Consider the following 22,418-nt stretch of genomic DNA (forward strand, 5'->3'; position numbering starts at 1 on the left):
GGGCACTGCCAACGGGCTATTGCAGCCCAAGTATGCCGTCAGCGGTGGCGGCAACGCGAGCGAATGCAGCGCGGTCTTTACGTGCGATCAGCCAGAGGTCGTGAAACCGTCGTTGGGGCAGGGTATGCACCGCCAGCGCGTCGCGGTGCGCAAACCCCTCCACCCCCGACCGCGGCAGGATGGTATAGCCCAGTCCTTGGGCCACGGGCAGGGGGATTTGCCCGATCTGGTTGATAAAACTGCGCAGCCGCAAATGCTCTGCCCCGCGGTAGTCATCAAAGTTGCGCCCGAGAAGATCATCGGCATAGGCATTGCCATCGGGATGCGCGATGAACCCCAAGTCATCAAGCCTCTGCAGGGTCAGATCCGCCGCGTTAAAGCTGGCGGGCAGCACGAGGCAAAGTTCCTCTTGCGACAGGGGCGTGGCCTGAACGCGGGGCATATCGGGCACCGCGGTCACCACCCCCAGATCAAGCGTCCCTGCCAGTATATCCGCCAGAATACGCGCCTGCGGCGCGGCGCTGAGGTGCATTTCCAGCTTCGGGGCCTGCTGCATCCGCGCGATCAGATGCGGATAAAGTCGTAATGCAAAACTGCCAGAACACCCTATCCTGACCGTGCCTGACAACGGATCATCGCGCTGCATCCTTTCGCGCAAGGCGCGCTCCTCTGTCCGGCGGGCACGGCCGATCGACAGCAGCTCTTCTCCGGCGGGGGTGAGGGTGAACGACTTTCCCTCGCGCAGGATCAACGGCTGGCCGACCTGTTGTTCCAGCTTGCGGATATGCTGCGACACCCCGGGCTGGGTCATGGCCAGCCGGTCTGCGGTGCGGGTGAAATGCCCGATGTCACACAGGGTGGTGAAGGTTTCGAGCCATGAGGCGTTTAACACGCGGACCATTCCATAAAGTTATCAATTTAATTCCATGTGATAATTTTATGTTTGCGCTCGGTCCACCTAAATCACGGGGTATCACAGAACAAAGGATAGACCATGACACCGACACCACGCAGTTTTTCTCATATCGGGCTTTCCGTGCCCGATCTGGACCAAGCCGTAAAATTCTACGCCGACGTGCTGGGGTTCTACGTCATCATGCAACCGACAGAGNTTGTCGAAGACGGCAGCGATATCGGGCAGATGTGTACCGATGTCTTTGGCGAAGGCTGGGGCCGCCTGCGTATCGCGCATCTTGCCACGGCAGACCGTATCGGGATCGAGTTGTTTGAATTTGACGGCAACCACGCGCCCGCAGACCCGCTGAATTTCCGCCAGCACGGCACGTTCCATTTCGCCATTCAGGATCCCAACCTCGAAGACCTGCTGGCCAAGATTGTCGCGGCAGGTGGCAAGCAGCGGATGCCGGTGCGCGAATACTTCCCCGATGATAAACCCTATCGCATGGTCTATGTCGAAGACCCCTTTGGCATCGTGTTCGAGCTGTACAGCCACAGCTACGAGCTGACCTATTCCGCCGGTGCCTATAGCTAATCNCAAGTCNGNTCTGCGGGCGAGGGCAGGGCTTTCGCCCGCAGTCATTAGCGCAAGATATGTCAAATAATGCAGGTCGGCGGGAACCCTCCTGCGCGGGAAGGCGGTTTTGTTGTCATAGCAACATCACGAAAGGTCTTCTCATGTCATACTGGCGCTTCTTTGCAATGATCATCACNTCTACCGTGGTGATGTTCGGCTTAATGTATCTGAACACCTACGCAATCGATCACGTGTTCTTTAGCGAAACCCGCAGCTATATGGCGCTGTATATGGGCGCGGTGATGGCGGTCATCATGTTGGCGTTCATGCTGGGGATGTACAGCAACCGTGGGGTGAATATCGCGATTTTTGCAGGCAGCGCGCTGGTTTTTGCGGTGTCGCTGTTTCTGGTGCGCAGCCAGTCCACGGTCGATGATACAGCGTGGATGCGTGCGATGATCCCGCACCATTCCATTGCGATCCTGACGAGCGAGCGTGCCAATATCTCGGACCCGCGGGTGCGCAAGCTGGCGGATGATATCATCGAAGCGCAACGGCTTGAGATCGACGAGATGAAGGCCCTGATCGCGGATCTTGAAGGCGGGCCGGCCGCCACACCNGAAATCGACGGGAAGTGAGGACANAATGACGCAACAGCAGACACAACCGGCAAAACTCTACCGTATGGTGATGCCTGACCATACCTGTCCCTACGGTCTGAAATCNAAAGACCTGCTGGAGCGTCAGGGCTTCGAGGTCGAGGATCANCANCTGACAACGCGCGAAGAGACAGACGCGTTCAAGGCGAAACATGATGTCGAAACGACGCCGCAGAGCTTTATCGGCGGGGAACGGATCGGCGGCTATGACGATCTGCGGGTCTATTTNGGCTTGGACAAACCCAAGGATCAGCAATCTGACACGTCGTACCAGCCGGTGATCGCCATCTTCTCGGTCGCCTTTCTGATGGCGCTTGGCCTGTCGTGGTTTGCCTTCGAAAGCATCTTTACCGTGCAGGCGTTCCAGTGGTTTATCTCGATCTCCATGTGTTTCCTCGCCGTGCAGAAATTGCAGGANATCGAGAGTTTCTCGACCATGTTCCTGAACTATGACCTGCTGGCGAAACGCTGGGTGCCCTACGGTAAGATCTACCCGTTCGGAGAGGCCTTTGCAGGCATCGCCATGACCGCAGGGGCGCTGCTGTGGCTGGCAGCACCGATCGCGATCGTGATCGGNGGTATCGGGGCGATCTCGGTGATCAAGGCGGTCTATATCGACAAACGCGAGCTGAAATGCGCCTGCGTGGGCGGCAGTAGCAATGTGCCGCTNGGCTTTGTGTCCCTGACCGAGAACGTGATGATGCTGGGCATGGGGCTTTGGATGCTGGTACGGCTCTTCGGGTGATATTCTGGCANCTGCTCAGCGGNNTTGNNGCCTATTCCTATTGCAAATCCCCCCGCGCCGCATCCGCGGTACGGGGGGATTTTNGTTCGTNTGGGGNGANGGNANNACCCCCNTCCGTGCCTGACCAAAAGGGCCGCCTTAGGGGGCGATCCGCACCTCAAAGGACACAGACCCCGTTGCACCCGGTTCATGTGATCCGGTGCANTCCCATTGCAGCGCCCCCGCATAGCCCGCCGTATCNGCCCCGGGCGTGGTCATCGTGCAGACCACATCGCCGCCGATGGANACGGGGCTTGGGATGGCGGATGCCAGNTCTGTGTAGGGCGGCGTGCGGTCGTGGATCACGATGTTGGTCGCGGGCAGTTCGCCAGGGTTNTCGAGGAAGATGCGATATTCAAGCACATCCCCCGCAGCGGCACCGTTGCTGACGCCTTCGGGCGTGCCTTGGGTCACATTGCGGACCGTCTTGCGCAGTTTCAGCACCCCTTCGGAGGATTCTACCCGCACCAGATCGGTGTTGCGGTCCTGCTCGGTCGCGCCGGTCGCGCCATAGGTCGTGTCGGCGACCACATCAAAGGCGATGGTCGACCCCGGTGCCGCCGCACCCGAGGCGGCGACACGAGCCACCAGACAGATACGCGTGTCAGGGGTCACGGGCAGGGCGGTGGTGATGGGGCTGGTGGCCGTCCCGTCGCAGGCGGCATCCTCGAACAGGGCGACGGAAAAGAGCCCCGGCGCGGTGATCGACTGGATATCGGTGTCAAACACCACAGAGCCTTCTGCATCGGCAAGATACTCATGCCGCAGGGTCACCACCTGTGCCGGACGGATCGCGCTTTGCTGGCTTTCGCTCAGCCGGGCGTCCTCGATCAGGCCGACATCCAGATCAGGATAGGATGTCCCCGCCGCAGGCGTGAAGGTAAAGGTACCATCGCCGCTGGCCGGGTTGACCANGCNGGGCAGGGCACCGGGGTTTTCGGACACGGTGAGCAAGCCGTTGTCCGGGACCACGGTGATGGTGACGTNATCGGCAAAGCCTTCGGGCAGGGTCAGGCTCCAGCTGCCATCGCTGGCAACCTGNGGCGACCCGATCAACGTGCCGCTGCTATCGGTGATCCGNACTTCNGCCGCACCGGTGTCGGCTTCCGAGGCCCCTTGCAGCGCGTCATAGGCTGTNTCGGAACCTGCACCATTGTCGATAAAGACCTTACCAGACAAGCTTGGGCCGGACCCGGCAAAACTCACGCTCACGGCGGCTTCGTCGTCATCGGCAACNCCGTCGCCCAGATCGTCCGTCAGCGGGCCCACCAGCGGATCACTATCGGGATCCGGCAGGTCAGAGCCGATGATCTCGGCCACGTTGGTATGCTCGCCTGTTGCGTTCATCGTCACGCGCACGGTCAGGGTCTCGCTCGCGCCATTGGCCACCTCGCCGACGTCCCATGTACCGGTGTNGGCGTCATAGGTATCGGTGCCATCCGCGGGTGTGGCAGAGACAANGGTGAACCCGTCGGGGATCAGATCACGGACCCGCACACCGGTGGTACCGTCAGGGCCGTCGTTTGTCACGGTGAGCACGAAATCAAGCTCTGTGCCCGGGCCCGCTTGGGTCACCGGCTGGCCGNTGGTGTCGAACNCNCCCTTGGTCAGGGACAGNTCCGCCGTCGCCCCGCCGTTCACAAACCCGAAATCAAGGGTGCGCACGCTGCCGGCGGTGATTGATACGCCCGTCTGCGGGTTCACGGTACCGGCCACAAGCCCGGGGGGCATNTCGGGATCGGCTGCGTCGACCTCTACGCGGTAGGTCGCTGTGGCAGACAGGTCAGAGAAGAGATAGGTGCCGTTGCTGGCTGTCTCTACGCTGGTCAGGAACGTGTCATCCGCGGTGTCGGCTGTGCCATTGTCGTCGTANAGNGACACGGTCACGGCGCTGAGCACGGTTTCACCGGGCTGGTAGCTGTCCGAGTAGTTGGTGTCGCGGTAGACGACGCCGGACAGGTCACCTTCGGGCGGCAGCGGGCCAAAGCGCGACGGGCAGGCGGCACCGTCGTTCAGGCCACCCTCGCCGACAGGCACCGTATTGATCAACTGACCCCCGCCNGAGCCGGAGCCCTGAAGTCCCACGTCGGCCTCGTATACCTCGTTTGTGNCGTTCTGGTTGATGTACATGCGGCCGTAGAAATCGAACCACACCGCGCCATAGGAACCNGTCCAGGCGGTCGGGCCGAATTCAACCGGCGCGCGGGTGCCTGACGTACCATCCGCAGGGTCGATATAGAACAAACGGTCAGAGGCCTCGTTGACGCCGTACAGCATGCCGTCGTTCGGATTATAGGCGATGTCCGACGGTTCAACCGCAGCCGACAGCGTGATCAGGCCCAGATCAACGGGGGCGGACGGATCGGAAAGATCCAGCAGCTGCAACGCGTTGGCGCCGTTCACACGATAGACCATCACCCCGTTGGGCAGGATGTCGCCCGCGGTGGAGCCCACCGCCGCCGACGCGGGGAGCGTCGAGACGACCTCGTAGTTGCCGGTGGAGTCCAGGCGGATCAGCTCGCGCGTTGCACTGCGCACCCCGTAGAACAACCCGTCGAGCGCATTATAGCCCCAGCCGCCGTCATACTGCACGCCCGCAGGGGCACCGATGTCGGTCGCAGTGATGCTGTACACGCCAGCGCTTTCCGCGAAGCTGAGCCGCTGCAGCTGCGTATCCGTCTGCGTCACACGGTAGAGCGAGCCATCGCAGGTAAAGGGCACCGCCCCGGCCGAGAGGATTACTTTGTAGTCCTCGACCTCACCGTCGAAATTCAGACCATCAAAAGGGTCCGCCGCGACGGCGCTGGAGGTCGACCAGCGGATACGTGCATGGGTAAAGCCGCTGGTGATATTCGCAGGGACAGGAATGTTCAGCGTGATCTGGTTATTGAACACCCCATCCGTATCGCCCGCGCCCCCATCACGGTAGTCGACCGCGATGTGTTCTGAGGGATCGAAGGTGCCGCTTTGGTCAAAGTCGACCCAAAGCTGCAGGTTGGTGATCCCCGCGGTTACCGGAATGCCCAAGGCAAGCTGAGCGCTCAGGGTTTCATGGGTCACGATGGTCAGGGGCACGGTTGTGCCAGCCTCCAGGATGGGAAAGACGGCGATGGAATCCTCGTCGTCAAAGCCCGACAGGTCATCCGCATCGGAATCGGGGCTATGCTGTGGGGTCTGTTCGGTGTCGGGTTCGCCGGCACCCAGATAGATGTCCTGCGCCACGATGTGACGCGGATCGCCATAGGTTGCAGGCGCATCGCCGCGGTCGGACAGATCAGCAGCCGCAATGACCAGCGAATAATCCTCTACCTCGCCATCCACGGCAAAGTCCGATGTGTTCAACCCCGTCTCGGAGCCGTAGCGGAAGCGCGCGTAGGTGGTCGATGTGGTCGCATCCGAAGGCACGGTCACGTCGATCTGGATCACACCATCGCCCGCGACATTGTCGAATTGGGTGCCGTCGTCCTTGAGGTCAAGCGCGATACGCTCGCCCAAGGTCTCTTCGAACAGACCGTCGCCGTTGAAATCGATCCAGGCTTGCAGGTTACCATTGCCTGTTACGGTGACGTCGAGCGTGCTGATCGTGCCTTGGGTCAGGACGGGAAAGGTGATCCCGTCTTCGTCGTCGGTGCCGATCAGGTCATCCGCCGTTGCCGTCGCATCCGATTGTGCAACCAGTTCGATATCCGGCTCGATCAGGCCCAGATACACACCCGGAGAGGCATCAACGCCGTGGGTCGGTGTGAGGTAGCTAAGCGGTGCATCGCCAAAGTCCACACCCAGCCCGGCAAAGACCGCCACGGTGACCAACGCGCGGTCACAATCAGCGGGGTCCAGCGCATCGCAGAGCTGGTATTCGATGGTGTAGACGCCAGCGGGAACGCCCGCGGGCACAATAACGCGACCGGCTTCGGCACCGGCTGTTTCCAAAACCGGCACAGGATCGCCCGTGTTCTGCGGCACGGCTTCGGTCAATACAGTCAGCGTCGCGGTCGGGAAGGCGGCGGGCAGGCCGTTGATCGTGTCATTCGACATAACCTCGCCTGCGGTGCCGCCCAGCAAGGTGTTCACGGGCGACGCGGTGTAGTCGTCGTCTTGCGCCACAATATCGGGCGAGGTGTTCGAGATTGCGCACAGCTGGATGCCGGACCCGCGCGTCGCGCTACGGTCGGATGACCCTGTGTAGCCGTGGATAAATTCAGCTTCTACGAAGGTGTTGAATTCATAGGTGGCGTAGTTGTCAAAGCTCGATTCATTCGGCTCGTCTTCCCAATCAAACGGGTCGCCCACCTTTGCAGGATCCATCGCGATCGCGTTCGGTCCGGCGGGAAAGGAGGATAAGGGCGCGGTGTTGAAGAAAGAGGTCACCGTCGGGTTGGTGAGCGAGCCCACCACATCCGAAGAGTCATCGCCCGCGCCGCGGCTGTCGACATCCGTTTGCTGGACAATGACCCCGTTAATCCGGCTTTGGTCAATGGCCAGACCTTGTGGGTTGGCCGCTGTGGCCGTGCCATCCTGAACCAACCGCAGACGGTAGGTGATGTATGCGTCGTCCTCTGGCGTCATGCGCGCCTCAAGCGAGGTGTCCAGCTCAAGCGCGGTCGCATTATTGATGCTGGTGACCTGCATGACGACATCGATCGGGTTGCCGTTGATATCGGTTGTCACGTCGTCGAACAGGAAGATGTCTGACGGGGTTACATTCGTCCGGCTGCCGGACCCTGCCAACTGGGTCGATGGCTGGCGGAAGACGGACTGAGGCGTGCAGCTTTGCGAACCGGTCTCGCCTGACAGCACGCTGCTGACGATGGACAGGGATTCAGAATTCGACTGCAACCGTGAAACAAAAGGCTGGCCGATACGGCCAATGCCCGCAACCGCGTTGCTGTCCACGGACCCTGTCAGCACATCGGCCGCCTGAATGGTGTAGTCCTCCTGACAGACGACCGTTCCACCGGGGGCCACAGGCGTGGTGATCGCGGGGCAGAGCACAGGCCCCAGCAGATCGTCGTCGATCACAATGTCCTGCCCGGTGTTGAACGGCAACGCGCCGGTGTTTGTGACCGTGTAAGTATAGGTCACAGTCTCACCCTGCGTCCCTGTGCTGGGGCTGGCGGTACGTGTCAACGAAATGCTTTGATCCACATTGAACGTTGCCGCACCAAACATGCCGATGCCCCGCGGTGCGGGGTCATAATTGGTGAACTGGTTATAATTGCGCACGTCGGCAATAGATTCATCATACCAGAAGGTGACCGTCGAGGTGCTGTCGGGGAAGGTCGCGCGCACGGTGCCGGTGTCATCGTTGTTCGATGTGGGCGAGGCCCCGAACCCTTCGACATAGATACATTGGGCCTGGTTCGCGGCGATGGTGCCGGTGAAGCCAGACCCGGGACCGGGGCCAACCAGAAGTGCGGGTGCCGCGCTAACCGGTGCCAGCGCCGGATTGCCGTTATCGCCAAAGGCGGTCACAAAATCGCAACGGTCAGACCCGGCGTTGCTATCGCTGGCGTCAATATCCAAAATGTCGATCTGTAGATTGTCGATCGGAAAGGCGACCCCGCCCGAACTGGAGGAGATGGAGGACGTTGTCCGCGCATCCCCGATACGCCCGCGGTTTGGCGGCGCGTTCGAAATGACCACGAGCGATTCCACATTGCCGCCAAAGATGGTCGAATCGTTGGGTGTCCCTTCGCCGCTGAAGCCGGTGTAGTTGCCTGTATGTTCAAAGGTCAGGTCAACCTCGAACCCGTATTGGTCCCGCAAGGTGCGCGTCAGCGGGCCAAGATTGCCGCCGGGCCAGTCGTAGGTGCCCCAATCAAGTTCGAACTCGCCGGCATCAGCTTTGCCGGTGCCTGTAACGACCAAAGCCGCCAAAGCGGCGGCACAATTCAGTGTTGTAAAGGTTAACTTTGAAATCGACATCAGACGGACCTCTTGTTGCGGTGTCCCAAACACCTTGTACATTGGCCGGAGACGACCTCGCCGTCTTTCCTGCCCCCCGGGATATGTCTAAAGTTCTCATACAAGGTTAACGCGAGCGACAATGCGCAGGTACAATCCCCCTGCCTTCCAGAATAGCGCCCTATACTTTCGAGAGCGTCCCACCCAGAATCGGTAGGCGGTGCGATGCGGAAAAGCCTTTAATCCATAGGCCCTTGCTCTGTTGCCGTTTGCCCGTGGATGGTGAATATGTCGGCACCAATTCTCTCGCGCCGCACGAAAGCCAGTATTTTGCAGACAATTTTCGACAAATCAGGAGCGTCTGCAGAAACTCCACCTGTTTTCGGTCACTTCGGTGAATGGGTGCAGGGGCGGTTGGGGCCGGAGGGCCCGGTGGTTCTGGTCACGATGCTGTGCCGTGCACATGGGGTGCGGGCGCGGTTTACCCGCGGGGGGGCATTGGACCTGACGCAGGGTGAACCCGCAGCGGTCAGCCTCGCGCAGCTTCGACACCTGCTAGAGGCCGCAGGGGAAAATGCGGGCAGTTTTACCTTGTCTGGTAACCTTCCTGTCGGGGTCGGGGCAGGTGCATCCACTGCGGCGCTGGTGGCTTTGGCGCGGGCTGCGGGCATTGCCGAGGACCGTTTGCCGTCGCTGTGTCTGGCGGTGGAAGGGGCCACCGATCCGTTAATGTTACCGCATCCGGACCGCGTGATCTGGGCCTCGCGGTTGGCACAAAGTAAAGGCGCGCTGGGCGCGCCTCCACGGGCTGACATCATCGGCGGCTATTTTGGCGAGCCGATCCGGACCGATGCGGCGGACAGCGGTTTTGCGGATATTGCCGACCTGTTGCCCGCGTGGGAAAGCGCGGTGGCGCGGGGTGATTTGCCTCAGGTGGCGCGATTGGCGCGCATCAGCGCAGACCGCACCACCGCGTTGCGCGGCCCTCTGAACGACCCAAGCACGATACTGGCGCAGCGTCTCGGTGCTTTGGGCTATGCGCGTGCGCACACAGGGTCCGCGCGCGCGTTCATCTTTGCACCGGGCACTGCCCCGGATGATGCTGAACAGCTGTTGGCCGACCACGGGCTGACCGGCGCGATGCGGTTCACAACCGGAGGGGACGCATGATCGGCGCGGCAGGCATCCTGCTGGGGTTTGTGATCGAGGCGGCTTTGTCCTGGCCTGCGCCGCTTTATGCGAAAATCGGCCATCCGGTGTCCTGGATCGGCCACGCCATTCGCACGATCGAAGCGCGGTTGAATAGCGCTGATACATCGCCCGCACGGTTGCGCCTGTTGGGCGGTGTCGGGGTCTGCCTCGTGCTTGCGCTTGCCGTCTTGCCTGCGATTGTGGTCGCCGCGTTGCTGCCGTCTGGCTGGGCGGGCTACGTTGTCGGCGGGCTGCTGGCGTGGCCCTTTCTGGCACCGCGGTCGCTGTTCGACCACGTTCAGGCCGTCGCCACGCCTTTGGTGCAGAGCGACATCGCTGGGGCACGCTATGCCGTATCGATGATCATCGGGCGCGATCCTGATCAGCTGGACGCTGCCGCGATTGCCCGTGCTTCTATTGAAAGCCTGGCCGAGAATGCCTCGGACGGGGTGGTGGCTCCGGTGTTTTGGGGCGTGCTGCTGGGGCTGCCGGGGCTGGTGGCCTATAAGGCGATCAACACGATGGATTCGATGATCGGGCACCGGTCCGCGCGCTACCGCCACTACGGGATGGTGGCTGCGCGGCTCGACGATCTGGTAAATCTGATCCCGGCGCGGGCCACGGGGCTGCTGTTCGTGATCGTCTCGGGCCAGCCACGTCGCGCCGCCGCCGTGATGCTGCGCGATGCGCGCCACCACCGGTCCCCCAATGCCGGTTGGCCCGAAGGGGCGATAGCCGGTGCGCTGAACGTGCGCCTGTCCGGCCCGCGTGTGTACGGCGCAGAGATCGCGGATGAACCCTGGCTCAATGCCGAAGGGACCGAGGCCGATGCAACCAGCCTGCGACGGGCGCTGACGCTTTACCTTCGCGCCATGTTCGTATTAGCAGTCGTGTTGGCGCTGGTGGCGCTGATCTGACAGGGGCAAGCGATGCGGGACCACGGCGGCAATCTGGATGGGGCGATCAAGGCGTTCGGCGGTGACCGCGCCGATTGGATCGATCTGTCCACCGGGATTAACACGGTGCCCTATCCGGTGGGGCCGATCTCGCCAGAGGCATGGACCCGTCTGCCCGAACGCAGTGCCCTTGGCGCGCTGGAAGACGCCGCGCGGTGGGCCTATGGCGCAAGCTGTGCTGTTGTGCCTGTGTCAGGGGCGCAGGCGGCGATCCAACTGGTGCCGCGCCTGATCGCGCCCGGGCAAGCCGCGATCCTGTCGCCCACCTATAATGAGCATGCCGCCGCACTGCGGGCCGAAGGCTGGCAGGTCACCGAAGCCACGGATCTTGCCGCGCTTGAAGGGTATGCCCTTGCCGTGGTGGTCAACCCTAACAACCCCGACGGGCAGCGCCACGCCCCTGACGCCTTGCGCGCGCTTGCCGAAACGGTCGAGCTTTTGATCGTGGATGAAAGCTTTGCCGACCCTGATCCAGAGGTGTCGCTGGTCCGCGGCGGGGCCGAACTGGCGAAGAATATCCTTGTGATGCGGTCCTTTGGCAAGTTCTACGGGCTGGCGGGGCTGCGCTTGGGTTTTGTGCTGGGGGCAGAGCCTTTGGCCGAAAGACTGCGCGCGATGACGGGGCCTTGGCCGGTTTCCGGCATGGCGATAGAGGTCGCCTTGCGCGCGCTGAATGATACTGAATGGGCGGCGCAGACCACTGCGCGCCTGCAAGGCGAGGCGGCGCAATTGGATGCGATGGCGGCGCGGGCAGGGTGGGTGTTGGCGGGCGGCACCCCGCTGTTTCGCACTTACGCGACGCCGGATGCCACGGCTGCGCAAAACGCCTTGGCCGCACATCACATCTGGTCGCGGATCTTCCCCTATTCCGACAGCTGGATCCGTCTGGGCCTGCCCGGTCCGGCCGGTGATTGGGCCCGGTTAGAGACCGCGTTGAAAGACGGCGCGTGATCCGGCGGATCACTTTGACGGCGCGGCGGGTGCTGCTGGGGCTGGTGGCCGCCCTGATAGCCGCCCTGATAGCCGTCACGTCAGCCAGCGCCGCAGACCTGCCCCGTGTGGTGTCGATGAACCTATGCACGGACCAGATGGTACTGCTGCTGGCGGACCCTGATCAAATCACCTCCCTTTCTCGTCTGGCGCGCGATCCGCGATCGTCGTCGCTGGCGCAGGAAGCCTCGGCACATCCGCAGAACGCGGGCGGTGCTGAAGAAATATACCTTTCCGCGCCGGATCTGGTGTTGGCGGGGCAATACTCCGACAAAGCGACCCTCGCGATGCTGCGCCACCTTGGCCTGCGGGTAGAGCAAATGCCGATCACCAAGGCGCTTGACGATATTCCCGCGCAGATCCGGTGGATGGGCGACCTCTTGCAGCAGCCCGCGCGGGCAGAGGCGATGGCCCGCGACGTCGAACAGACANTGGCCGCGCAGCCCGCACTGGCCTCCGATGCCCCTGTTGCGGCGTTCTATTACCCGAACGGCTATTCGCTGGGGGTGGATACTTTGGGCCACGACATCGTGACCACCGGCGGACTGCGCAACCTCTCGCAGAAACTCGGACGCCGGAACAGTGGGCGTCTGGCGCTGGAAGACCTGGTGATGAACGCCCCCGATGTTCTGGTCACCACGACGCCCTATCCGGGAGGTTCCCGATCCGAAGAGATCATGCTACATCCTGCGCTCGCACAATACGCCAAGACCGGCCGGATGGTGTATAGCTCGCCCGATTGGGTCTGCGGCACGCCGCTGGCGTTGCGGGCGGTGCAAGACGTACGCAGGGCAGGCAACCAGATACGCCACGAGGAGAGATAACAGATGACCGACAGCACCCCAGACCAGAACAAGCGCCACGCCGAAAAGATGGCGAAGGTCCAGACNGCCCGCGCCAAGATGATGGCGGAAAAGACCGTGACCAAGGGGTTGATCATCGTCCACACCGGGACCGGCAAGGGTAAAAGCAGCTCTGCCTTCGGGATGATCATGCGCTGCATCGGGCACGGGTTCCCCTGCGCGCTGGTGCAGTTCATCAAGGGCGCACGGGTGTCGGCGGACCGTCAACTGCTTGAGGACCGCTTTAGCGACATCTGTCAGGTCTATGTGATGGGCGAGGGCTTTACCTGGGACACGCAAGACCGCGAACGCGACATCGCCGCCGCCGGACGCGCATGGGAAAAAGCCAAAGAGCTGATCCGCGACCCCAACAANCGCATGGTGCTGCTGGACGAGCTCAACATCGCACTGCGCTATGGCTATATCGAGGTGCAGGATGTGGTCGATTTCCTGCAGGCCGAGAAGCCGCATATGACCCATGTGGTGATCACCGGCCGCAACGCGCCCGACGCCTTGATCGAGATTGCGGATCTGGTGACCGAGATGAAGGAAATCAAACATCCTTTCCGCAAACAGGGTATCGCCGCACAGGCCGGTGTGGAATTCTGATCGCNACCGGGGCAGGGCNTTNGCCCGCGCCCCGCTTGGCAAAGGGCGGATATCATGGACAAGATCACGCTGGTCACCGGCGGTGCAAAATCGGGCAAGAGCCTTTTTGCCGAAAACCACCTNCGCGCCTACGGGCTGCCGCTGGTCTATATTGCCACCAGCCAGGCCTTCGACCCCGAGATGGAGGACCGCATCGCCGCACATAANGTNCAACGCGGTGNCGGTTGGGACACGGTGGAGGAGCCNCTTGATCTATGCGGCGCGCTGATGCGCACCGATGGGGTGGGCGCGCGGCTGGTCGATTGNATGACGCTGTGGCTGTCCAACGTGATGCACGCCGAACGCGACTGGCAGGCGGAGCTTGAAAAAGTGCTGGACAGCTTGCGNNCACAGTCCTCTCCGGTGGTGCTGGTCACGAATGAGGTGGGCGGGGGCATCGTGCCGATGTCNGCGCTGGCNCGGCGCTACCGCGATGCCTCGGGCCTGATGAACCAGCGCATTGCAGCGGTGGCGGGGCATGTGGTGTTGGTCAGCTGTGGTTTGCCCCTGACGCTGAAGGGCAGTGCGCAGGCTCCGGCCTCGCTTGCCTGACCCATGATCCCGACATACGATAGATTTCCAAACGAAAGAGACCCCTTTGCATGGCGCATGTGACTTTTCCCCTGACTTCCCTGTCCGACCTTGACGCGCTGACCCGCGATTTGNCTCAGNTTGATGCCGTCGCCCAAGACGCCGCGCGCGACCGGCAGAATGCGCTGACCAAACCGCCCGGATCACTGGGCCGGCTGGAGGANCTGGCGGTGTTCATGGCGGGNTGGCAGCAANAGGNGGTGCCGCAGATCGACATGGCGCAGGCCCTCGTCTTTGCCGGTAACCACGGGATCTGCGCGCAGGGGGTGAACCCTTTCCCGCAAGAGGTGACNGCCCAGATGGTGCAGAACTTCAAGGCGGGGGGCGCTGCGATCAACCAGNTGTGCCGCACCAATGACGCGCAGCTGTCGGTGATTGANCTGGACCTTGACCGCCCCACTGCCGATTTCACGCAAGNCCCCGCGATGANCGAGGCGGANTGTGTCGCGGCCCTTAACGCAGGGGCGGCGGCGCTGCATCCNGCGGCNAGTGTCTTGATCCTGGGCGANATGGGGATCGGNAATTCCACCGTCGCGGCAGCGCTGACGGCGGCGGTCTTTGGTGGGGCTGTGCAAGATTGGGTCGGGCGNGGCACCGGTTCGGACGACGAAGGTCTGCGCCGCAAGGTCGACGCCATCACCCGCGGACTTGCCCGCCACGCCGCCACCCCGCAGGACGGGGCGTCTATCCTGATGACCTTGGGCGGGCGCGAGCAGGCGGCGATCTGCGGCGCGGTGCTGGCCGCGCGGCAACGGCGTATACCGGTGATCCTTGACGGGTTCATCTGCACCGCCTCTGTCGCACCGCTTTTCGCGCTGGCCCCTGCGGCGCTGGACCATTGTCTGATCGGGCACCTGAGCGTCGAGCCCGGNCATAAACGTCTGCTGGATGCGATCGGCAAGACGGCCGTGCTCGATTTCGACATGCGGTTGGGCGAAGGATCGGGCGCCGCGCTGGCGCTTGGTATCCTGCGCTCGGCGCTGGCGTGCCANAGCGGCATGGCGACNTTTGCCGAAGCCGGCGTGGCGGACGGCTGATGCTGCGCGCCCGGGTGGCAGAGGCGCGGCTGGCGATGCTGCTGCTGACCCGTATCCCCGTGGGATATCTGCGCGATCCGATCCCCGCGACAGGAACCTCGGCCTGGGGCTGGCCTTTGGCGGGGGCGGTCGCGATGCTGCCTGCCNNTCTGATCTACTGGGCGCTGCANGCGGCGGGCTTTGGCCCGACNGTTGCGGCCCTTGGTCTGATNTTTGCCACGACACTGCTGACCGGCGCGATGCACGAAGACGGGCTGGCCGATATGGCCGACGGGTTCGGNGGCGGGCAGACCCGCGCNCGCAAGCTCGAGATTATGCGCGACAGCCGCATTGGCAGCTACGGGGTGATGGCCCTGATCCTGACGGTGGCGCTGCAGGTGGCGCTGATCNCACGGCTGGATCATCCTGCACTGGTCGTGCCTGCCGCGCTTGGNCTGTCGATGGCCAGCCGCGCGATGCTGCCGTTCTGGCTGGCGCGGATGCCCGCCGCGCGGGCCGACGGGCTGGGGCACGGCGCGGCGCAGGTGCCGGCGACTTGCGTCTATATCGCGGTCGCCNTTGGCTTGGTCGGGCTGCTGCCCCTGGGCTTTGGCGCGGCGGCGGTGATCTTTGCGGGGGNCNTTGTGGCCACCGCGCTGGTGGCCGCGCTGGCGCTGCGGCAAATCGGCGGGCAGACCGGCGACGTGATCGGCGCGATGCAGAAACTGGCCGAACTGGCGGGCTGGGGCGTCACCGTCTATNTCTTTGCCTGACACCTTCGAGCCGCGCGGCCCCTTTGACCGGCCGCAAATCCGATGTAGCAAGGCCCCATGTCGAAAAAGACCCTGAACACCGCAAATCTTGCCGCCCTCGGGGCGGAGCGGCTGGCCGAACTGTTGATCGAGGTCAGCACCGGCAGCGCCGATATGAAACGCCGTCTGCGGCTTGAGTTGAGCCACAANCTCGGCCCTGCTGAACTCGCGCGTGATGTGCGCAAGCGGCTGGTCACGATCCGGCGGGCCAAAAGCTATGTCGGGTGGCGCAAGCGGACGGCGCTGATCAAAGACCTGCGNACCCAATCCGCGATGATCATCGACAAGATCGCGCCAGACGCCCCCGCCGACGCCTTCGACCTGCTGTGGGAGTTTCTNGCAGCTNGNCCCTTCGGTCATGGATCGGGTGGACGACAGCAAGGGGGACGTGGGGGCCGTCTTTGCCGATGCGCTTGCTGAGATCNGCCAGATTGCCGCCCGCGCCCCGCTGGACCCGATCGCGCTGGCGGAACGCACGTGGGAGGCGGTGCAGGNGAATACGGATGGCGCTTTTGACGNGATTATCACGCGCATGGCCCCGTCCTTGGGCGACAGNGGGCTCGCACATCTGAAGGGGCTGATCCAAAGCTTTGACGCGGCNCCNCTGGACGCGACAGAGGATCACCCCGCCTTGCAATTCCTGCGCGAGCTGCGCGAGCTGCGCGGGCGCAATGCAAACTACGCNGCGCAACGCAANAAACGCTTTGTCCAGATGCACCTGCGCGAGGTGGCCTNGGCNCAGGGNGATACGGAGACCTACATCTCGCTGTTCTCTCCCACCGATCTGGCGCGGCCCACCGTTGCGGTCGAGGTGGCGGCGCTCTGGTCGGCNGCNGGCAATCACGATGCCGCGCTTGATGTTCTTGAGGGTGCGCGCCCGAAGGGTAAAGAGGCGGGGCNGCAGGCGTGGGACGCGGCCTATCTCCACGCGCTGATCGCATCGGGGCGCGAAGACGAGGCGCAAGCCCACCGCTGGCTCTGTTTTACCGAAACGCTCGACCCCGAGATGCTGCGGGCGCACCTCAAACAGCTCCCGGATTTCGATGATCTTGAGGTAGAGGAGGCCGCCAAGGCCCATGCGGCCACGTTCAAGGATCTCAACGCGGCGATCGCCTTTTTCCTCGCGTGGCCCGACCTGCGCGGGCTTGCAGCGATGATCGAGGCGCGCGCCGAGACGTTGAACGGCACCCATGTCGCCCCACTCTCTGATGCCGCCGATGCGCTGCGGGCGCGCCATCCTCTGGCGGCAGCGCTGTGTTGGCGCGCCATGATCGAAGCCGCGCTGTGGGAAAGCGCCAAGTCGCGGTACGCGCAGGCGGCAGATCATCTGATGGACTGCGCCGCCGCGGATATCGAGATCGAGGATTACGGAGCTTTCGAAAGCCACGACGCCTTTGTCCGGCGCTTGCGCAAACGTTATGCCCATAAAGCAGGGTTCTGGACGCGGGTGACCTGATCTGCGCGTACTGGGTCTTTTCTTGCCACGACGTGGGAACCAACAGGCACGCCGCGCGTATGGATGCATGAGTATTTTCAAACGCGCCGCCTTCGCCCCCATTGCCGCCCTTGGCTTTGCCCTTCCTCTTGCAGCTACCGCTGATGTGGTGGGCAATGTCGATGTGGACTGGCTGGGCAATGACATCGTGGTAGAGGCGGTCCAAGACCCCGAGGTCAAGGGGGTCACCTGCCATCTGGCCTATTTTGAACGGGGCCTGATCGACCGTCTGCAAAAGGGTAATTGGTTCGAGGATCCGTCGAATTCCTCCATCTCTTGCCGCCAGACCGGCCCGATCGAGATTGGGGACATCTCGCGCGATGACGAGGGCGAGACGGTGTTCAGCGAACGCCGGTCCGTGATCTTCAAGACGCTGAAGGTCAAACGGATTTTCGACGAGGAAAACAACACCTTGGTCTATATCAGCCACGCGCGCGATGTGCAGAACGGGTCTGCCAAAATGTCGATGTCGACCGTGCCGCTCTATGTGCCGACCAAATAGGCAAAGCTTTGCCAAGGCGTATCATCCGCTTTGCCCGCCCCCGTGCTTCGGCTATTCTATGCCGAAGTCATAACAAACAAGGGCGCGGGCAGTATGAGCATTTCTCGAAGAAGTTTCACCGTCGGATTGGCAGCATTGGGCCTTGCGGCCTGTAGCACCGGCAACAGGGCAGGCAGCTTTGCGCCGCGCAGCGATGCGGCGCTGGCACCGGACCTGCAACCCCAACCGAATGCGGGCTATGATGCGTGGGTTTCGGCGTTCAAGTCACGCGCTGCGGCGCAGGGCATTTCCGACAGCACGCTGCGTCGCGGCTTTGCGGGGGCGGGCTATCTGCCGGGGGTGGTCAAACGGGACCGCAACCAGACGGAATTCAGCCGCTCGCTTGAAGATTACCTTGCCATTGCGGCATCGGACGAACGTGTCACCAAAGGGCGCGCAGCATTCGCGCGCCACCAAGGCGTGCTGCGCCAGATAGAGGCGCGCTACGGTGTGCCTGCCGAAGTCGTCACCGCCGTTTGGGGGCTGGAAAGCTTTTACGGGGAACGGCGCGGGAATGTGCCGGTCGTGTCGGCGACATCTACGCTGGCCTATGACGGGCGTCGCGGGGCCTTCTTCGAGAAACAACTGATTGCGGCGCTGCGTATCCTTGAGCGCGGCGATGTCTCGGCTGCCGGTCTGACCGGAAGCTGGGCCGGTGCCATGGGCCACACGCAGTTCATCCCCACATCCTATCAATCCTTCGCCGTAGATTTCACCGGCGACGGCAAACGCGACATCTGGTCTGACGACCCGTCGGATTCGCTGGCCTCCACGGCCGCCTATCTGGCGAAGTCGGGCTGGAAGTCCGGCCAGAAATGGGGCGCAGAGATGGGCACCGCGGCGGCAAGCTCTGCCACACCGGTGCAGATCCTCCAGCCGGATGCGGGCGGGCCGCGCTTTGCGATCTTTAACAACTTCAAGGCGATCAAGCGCTATAACAACTCGGACAATTACGCGATTGGCGTCGGGCATCTGTCGGACCGTATCGCAGGGGGCGGGCCTATTCAGGCCAGCTTTGGCCCCGATAAATACGGGTTGACCATTGATGATCGCAAGGCGTTGCAAGAACGGCTGACCGCCCGTGGCTTCGACACGGACGGCACCGATGGTGTGATCGGCCCGAACAGCCGCAAGGCAATCACCGCCTATCAGCAAAGCCAGGGGCTGCCCGCAACCGGTGACCCGTCGCGCGAGCTGCTGGCGCGGTTGGGCTGATACCACGATGAAACGATGATCCGCCCGCTTAGCTCGGGCGGATCAGATCGGCAATTTCGGACAGTTTGCTGGCCAGCGGGCTGGTCTTGCGCCAGATCATCCCCACACGGCGCGTCGGCTCGGGCGCGGGAAAGGCGTTGACCGCCACCTGCGCCGACCGCGTTTCCACGGCGACGGCCATTTCGGGGATCAGCGTCACGCCGATGCCCGCGCCGACCATCTGCACCAGCGTGGACAGGGAGCTCGCATCCAGCCCCTCGCGCGCGGTTTCCGACTGCATATCGCAAAACGACAGTGCCTGATCGCGAAAGCAATGCCCTTCCTCAAGCAGCAGTAACTTCATCTCGTTCAGATGTGCGCTACTGGGGATCGGCTTGCCGCGATCAGCCTCGGGGCGCACCAGCATGAATTTCTCGTCAAACAGGGTGACTTCGGTCAGGGAGGGTTCTGACACGGGCAGGGCGACGATGGCAGTGTCGATGCGCCCCTCGGTCAGCTCGGTGATCAGCCGCGGGGTCATGGTTTCGCGCACATGGATATCCAGCGCGGGGTTCATCCGGGTCAGCTTGGTGATGATCGAGGGCAGCAGATAGGGGCCGATGGTGGGGATGATGCCGATTCTCAGCCGGCCCATTAGCCCGTCCTTGGAGGCGCGCGCCATATCCTGAAGCTCGTCCACCCCCTGCAGGATCGCCCGCGCGCGCGGCGCGAAATCGACGCCAAAGCTGGTCAACGTGATATTCCGCCCGCCGCGATCAAAGAGGGGCGTTTGCAAGTTCTGCTCCAACTCCTTGATTTGCACGGATAAGGCGGGCTGCGAGATCGCGCAGGCCTCGGCGGCGTGGCCAAAGTGACGGTGATGGGCAACGGCTTCAAAGTAGCGAAGCTGTTTAAGGGTGATGTTGGTCATAGTTTATTGTTATCAAACTGATAGGAAATGCCAACTTAAACTAATCAATAACTGCTGTTAGAACAATTCCAGAAAGACGGGGCAGATCGTATCGCGCCCCCGACATCCATCCCCCGTGACGCGGTGCAAAACCGCGCACCAGACAGATAATATCGGAGACCACCATGGACGGAAATGACGTCGAAAACATCAGCAAATGCCCGGTCGTCGGCAGCCACGGCCGCAACTCAAAGCGCGGTGCGCGGTCGTTGAACGAATGGTGGCCGAACCAGCTGAACCTCAAGCTGCTGCACCAGAACACCATCGATTCGAACCCGCTTGGGCCAGACTTTGACTATGCCGAAGAGTTCAAGAAGCTCGACGTTGACGCGGTCAAGGCTGACCTGCATGCGCTGATGACGGATTCGCAAGACTGGTGGCCCGCGGACTATGGTCACTATGGCCCGTTCTTCATCCGTATGGCATGGCACGCGGCAGGCACCTACCGGACGGCGGATGGCCGTGGCGGGTCCAGCACGGGCACGCAGCGTTTCGCGCCTCTTAACAGCTGGCCGGATAACGCCAACCTCGACAAGGCGCGCCGCTTGCTGTGGCCGATCAAGCAGAAATACGGCAACCAGATTTCCTGGGGTGACCTGATCATCCTGTGCGGCAATATCGCGCTGGAATCGATGGGGCTGAAAACATTCGGCTTCGCCGGTGGCCGCGTGGACCGTTGGGAACCCGAAGAGGATGTCTATTGGGGCCCCGAGGACGAATGGCTGGACAACAAACGCTACAGCCAGGAACGCGCGTTGGAAGACCCGCTGGCCGCTGTGCAGATGGGCCTGATCTATGTGAACCCCGAAGGGCCGGACGGCAAACCCGATCTGCAAGGGTCGGCCAACGACATCCGGGACACCTTTGGTCGGATGGCGATGAACGACTATGAAACCGTCGCGCTGATCGCGGGTGGTCACACCTTTGGTAAGGCGCATGGTGCCGTGGGTGGCGAGAATGCCGGCCCCGATCCCGAAGCCTCGCCGCTGGAAGCTCAGGGCTTTGGCTGGACCAACAAGCACGAGACAGGCCACGGCATCCACGCCCTGACCAGCGGGCTTGAAGGCGCATGGTCGCAGAACCCGACAAGCTGGGACATGACTTACTTCGACAACCTGCTGGGGCTCGAATGGGAAATGACCAAAAGCCCTGCCGGTGCCGTACAGTGGACCCCAAAGAACGGCGACGCCGCAGGCACCGTGCCGGATGCGCATGATCCGTCCAAACGTCACGCGCCNATNATGTTCACCTCTGACCTCGCGCTGCGCGAAGACCCCGAGTATTTCAAGATCGCCACGCGCTTTCACGAAAACCCCGAGGAATTCGCCGACGCCTTTGCCCGTGCATGGTTCAAGCTGACCCACCGCGACATGGGGCCGATTGCCCGCTATCTGGGCAAGGACGTCCCCAGCGAGGAGCTGATCTGGCAGGACCCGATCCCCGCCGTGACGCATACGCTGGTCGATGACGCGGACGTTGCATCGCTGAAAGCCAAAGTGCTGGAGTCGGGGCTGAGCGTTCAGGAACTGGTGGCCACCGCTTGGGGCTCTGCCGCGACCTTCCGCGGGTCNGACAAGCGCGGCGGTGCAAATGGCGCGCGNATCCGTCTGGCACCGCAGAAAGACTGGCCGGTGAACGAACCCGATCAGTTGGCCAAAGTGCTTGGCGTGCTGGAAACGATCCGCGCAGACTTCAACAACGCGCAGTCGGGNGACAAAGAAATCTCTGTCGCTGACCTGATCGTGCTGGCCGGTGCCGCGGGGATCGAGAAAGCCGCCAAGGACGCGGGCCACGACGTGACCGTGCCCTTCGCACCGGGCCGCGGCGATGCCTCGCTTGAACAGACCGAAGTTGACTCCGTTGCCTATCTTGAACCCGTCACCGACGGTTTCCGCAACTTTGCCAAGACCCGNTATTCNGTCACCACGGCAGAGCTGCTGGTCGACCGNGCCCAGCTTCTGACGCTGACCGCGCCAGAGATGACGGTTCTGGTCGGGGGGATGCGTGCACTGGACGTGAACGTGGGNCGCGCCAAACACGGCGTGTTCACCGATGCGCCCGGCACGCTGAACAACGACTTCTTCACCACATTGCTGGATATGGGCACCGTGTGGTCGAAGGCGGAAGAGACCGCGACGGACGACATCTATGAAGGCCGCGACCGCGCCACGGGTGAGCTGAAGCACACCGGGACNGCTGTTGATCTGCTTTTCGGGTCGAACTCGCAGCTGCGCGCGATTGCAGAGGTCTATGCAGGTGATGTCGCGAAAGACAAATTCGTGACCGACTTCATCGCCGCNTGGACCAAGGTGATGAACCTCGACCGTTTTGACCTCGCCTNAGGGTAGGTA

General features: G+C 62.6%; 19 protein-coding genes. 16 read left to right on the forward strand and 3 right to left on the reverse strand.

The genetic code is table 11. The features are described 5' to 3' along the window. Nucleotides 1–16 precede the first annotated feature (16 nt). Nucleotides 17–901 carry a LysR family transcriptional regulator gene (locus CBB63_RS06245; protein ID WP_286698520.1) on the reverse strand — a complete coding sequence of 295 codons (885 nt, stop codon included), beginning with the start codon at nt 899–901 and terminating at the stop codon, nt 17–19. A 93-nt stretch (nt 902–994) separates the two neighbouring features. On the opposite strand from CBB63_RS06245, the gene CBB63_RS06250 reads away from it, so the two are divergent. The 3 genes from CBB63_RS06250 to CBB63_RS06260 all read left to right on the forward strand — a co-directional run bounded on the left by CBB63_RS06250 (nt 995) and on the right by CBB63_RS06260 (nt 2,878). Next, nucleotides 995–1,492, forward strand: coding sequence for a lactoylglutathione lyase family protein (locus CBB63_RS06250; protein WP_286698521.1), 498 nt, complete (start codon nt 995–997; stop codon nt 1,490–1,492). Nucleotides 1,493–1,635: 143 nt separating this feature from the next. Then, nucleotides 1,636–2,112, forward strand: coding sequence for a DUF305 domain-containing protein (locus CBB63_RS06255; RefSeq protein WP_009826428.1), 477 nt, complete (start codon nt 1,636–1,638; stop codon nt 2,110–2,112). 7 nt (nt 2,113–2,119) lie between these two features. Continuing rightward, nucleotides 2,120–2,878, forward strand: a complete 759-nt coding sequence (locus CBB63_RS06260) for a MauE/DoxX family redox-associated membrane protein (RefSeq protein WP_286698522.1) — start codon at nt 2,120–2,122, stop codon at nt 2,876–2,878. 138 nt (nt 2,879–3,016) lie between these two features. On the opposite strand, the gene CBB63_RS06265 is transcribed toward CBB63_RS06260, so the two are convergent. Beyond that, the gene (locus CBB63_RS06265; RefSeq protein ID WP_502695868.1) at nt 3,017–8,884 is read right to left on the reverse strand and encodes a DUF6923 family protein; all 5,868 of its coding nucleotides are present in this window, start codon (nt 8,882–8,884) and stop codon (nt 3,017–3,019) included. 369 nt (nt 8,885–9,253) lie between these two features. On the opposite strand from CBB63_RS06265, the gene CBB63_RS06270 reads away from it, so the two are divergent. From CBB63_RS06270 to CBB63_RS06315, 12 genes are all read left to right on the forward strand, one after another. After that, nucleotides 9,254–9,991: a hypothetical protein gene (locus CBB63_RS06270; protein ID WP_286698524.1), complete on the forward strand. Its 738-nt coding sequence runs from the start codon at nt 9,254–9,256 to the stop codon at nt 9,989–9,991. Beyond that, a complete protein-coding gene (gene cbiB, locus CBB63_RS06275) occupies nt 9,988–10,929 on the forward strand; it encodes an adenosylcobinamide-phosphate synthase CbiB (protein WP_286698525.1) in 942 nt (313 codons plus the stop codon). The genes CBB63_RS06270 and cbiB overlap by 4 nt, the downstream gene beginning before the upstream one ends. A 12-nt stretch (nt 10,930–10,941) precedes the next feature. Next, a complete protein-coding gene (cobD, locus tag CBB63_RS06280) occupies nt 10,942–11,919 on the forward strand; it encodes a threonine-phosphate decarboxylase CobD (RefSeq protein ID WP_286698526.1) in 978 nt (325 codons plus the stop codon). Nucleotides 11,920–12,035: 116 nt separating this feature from the next. Further along, nucleotides 12,036–12,782, forward strand: coding sequence for an ABC transporter substrate-binding protein (locus CBB63_RS06285; RefSeq protein ID WP_502695873.1), 747 nt, complete (start codon nt 12,036–12,038; stop codon nt 12,780–12,782). A gap of 3 nt (nt 12,783–12,785) precedes the next feature. Next, nucleotides 12,786–13,409, forward strand: a complete 624-nt coding sequence (gene cobO, locus CBB63_RS06290) for a cob(I)yrinic acid a,c-diamide adenosyltransferase (RefSeq protein WP_286698528.1) — start codon at nt 12,786–12,788, stop codon at nt 13,407–13,409. A 54-nt stretch (nt 13,410–13,463) separates the two neighbouring features. Continuing rightward, complete coding sequence (gene cobU, locus CBB63_RS06295) at nt 13,464–14,000, forward strand: bifunctional adenosylcobinamide kinase/adenosylcobinamide-phosphate guanylyltransferase (protein WP_286698529.1); 537 nt, start codon at nt 13,464–13,466, stop codon at nt 13,998–14,000. A gap of 50 nt (nt 14,001–14,050) precedes the next feature. Next, entirely contained in the window at nt 14,051–15,076 is a 1,026-nt protein-coding gene (gene cobT, locus CBB63_RS06300) for a nicotinate-nucleotide--dimethylbenzimidazole phosphoribosyltransferase (protein WP_286698530.1), read from the forward strand. Between the two features lie 35 nt (nt 15,077–15,111). Further along, entirely contained in the window at nt 15,112–15,828 is a 717-nt protein-coding gene (locus tag CBB63_RS06305) for an adenosylcobinamide-GDP ribazoletransferase (protein WP_502695874.1), read from the forward strand. Between the two features lie 57 nt (nt 15,829–15,885). Further along, nucleotides 15,886–16,287, forward strand: coding sequence for a DUF6880 family protein (locus CBB63_RS16355; protein WP_353744255.1), 402 nt, complete (start codon nt 15,886–15,888; stop codon nt 16,285–16,287). Then, on the forward strand, nt 16,226–17,323 hold the full coding sequence (locus CBB63_RS16360) for a DUF6880 family protein (protein ID WP_353744256.1): 1,098 nt from the start codon (nt 16,226–16,228) through the stop codon (nt 17,321–17,323). Before CBB63_RS16355 ends, CBB63_RS16360 begins: the two co-directional genes overlap by 62 nt. A 67-nt stretch (nt 17,324–17,390) precedes the next feature. Beyond that, the gene (locus CBB63_RS06310) at nt 17,391–17,864 is read left to right on the forward strand and encodes a CreA family protein (protein WP_005852196.1); all 474 of its coding nucleotides are present in this window, start codon (nt 17,391–17,393) and stop codon (nt 17,862–17,864) included. A 93-nt stretch (nt 17,865–17,957) separates the two neighbouring features. Further along, nucleotides 17,958–19,118 (forward strand): lytic murein transglycosylase, encoded by a 1,161-nt coding sequence (locus tag CBB63_RS06315; protein ID WP_037954268.1) that lies wholly within the window; start codon nt 17,958–17,960, stop codon nt 19,116–19,118. A gap of 28 nt (nt 19,119–19,146) precedes the next feature. Here the strand turns inward: CBB63_RS06315 and CBB63_RS06320 are convergent, their stop codons facing one another. Continuing rightward, nucleotides 19,147–20,028 carry a hydrogen peroxide-inducible genes activator gene (locus CBB63_RS06320; protein WP_009826441.1) on the reverse strand — a complete coding sequence of 294 codons (882 nt, stop codon included), beginning with the start codon at nt 20,026–20,028 and terminating at the stop codon, nt 19,147–19,149. Between the two features lie 164 nt (nt 20,029–20,192). Here CBB63_RS06320 and katG point away from each other — a divergent pair, with 164 nt between their 5' ends. After that, complete coding sequence (gene katG, locus CBB63_RS06325) at nt 20,193–22,415, forward strand: catalase/peroxidase HPI (RefSeq protein ID WP_286698532.1); 2,223 nt, start codon at nt 20,193–20,195, stop codon at nt 22,413–22,415. Nucleotides 22,416–22,418 lie beyond the last annotated feature (3 nt).

Source organism: Sulfitobacter sp. TMED3, assembly GCF_002167505.1.
In the GTDB taxonomy this organism is placed as follows: Bacteria; Pseudomonadota; Alphaproteobacteria; order Rhodobacterales; family Rhodobacteraceae; genus Sulfitobacter; species Sulfitobacter pontiacus.

What these genes read in the sequence shown, in the direction of transcription:
- CBB63_RS06245 (WP_286698520.1), bottom strand. Translation starts at nt 901, where the DNA reads ATGGTCCGCGTGTTAAACGCCTCATGGCTCGAAACCTTCACCACCCTG.
- cbiB (WP_286698525.1), top strand. Translation starts at nt 9,988, where the DNA reads ATGATCGGCGCGGCAGGCATCCTGCTGGGGTTTGTGATCGAGGCGGCT.
- cobD (WP_286698526.1), top strand. Translation starts at nt 10,942, where the DNA reads ATGCGGGACCACGGCGGCAATCTGGATGGGGCGATCAAGGCGTTCGGC.
- CBB63_RS06310 (WP_005852196.1), top strand. Translation starts at nt 17,391, where the DNA reads ATGAGTATTTTCAAACGCGCCGCCTTCGCCCCCATTGCCGCCCTTGGC.
- CBB63_RS06315 (WP_037954268.1), top strand. Translation starts at nt 17,958, where the DNA reads ATGAGCATTTCTCGAAGAAGTTTCACCGTCGGATTGGCAGCATTGGGC.
- CBB63_RS06320 (WP_009826441.1), bottom strand. Translation starts at nt 20,028, where the DNA reads ATGACCAACATCACCCTTAAACAGCTTCGCTACTTTGAAGCCGTTGCC.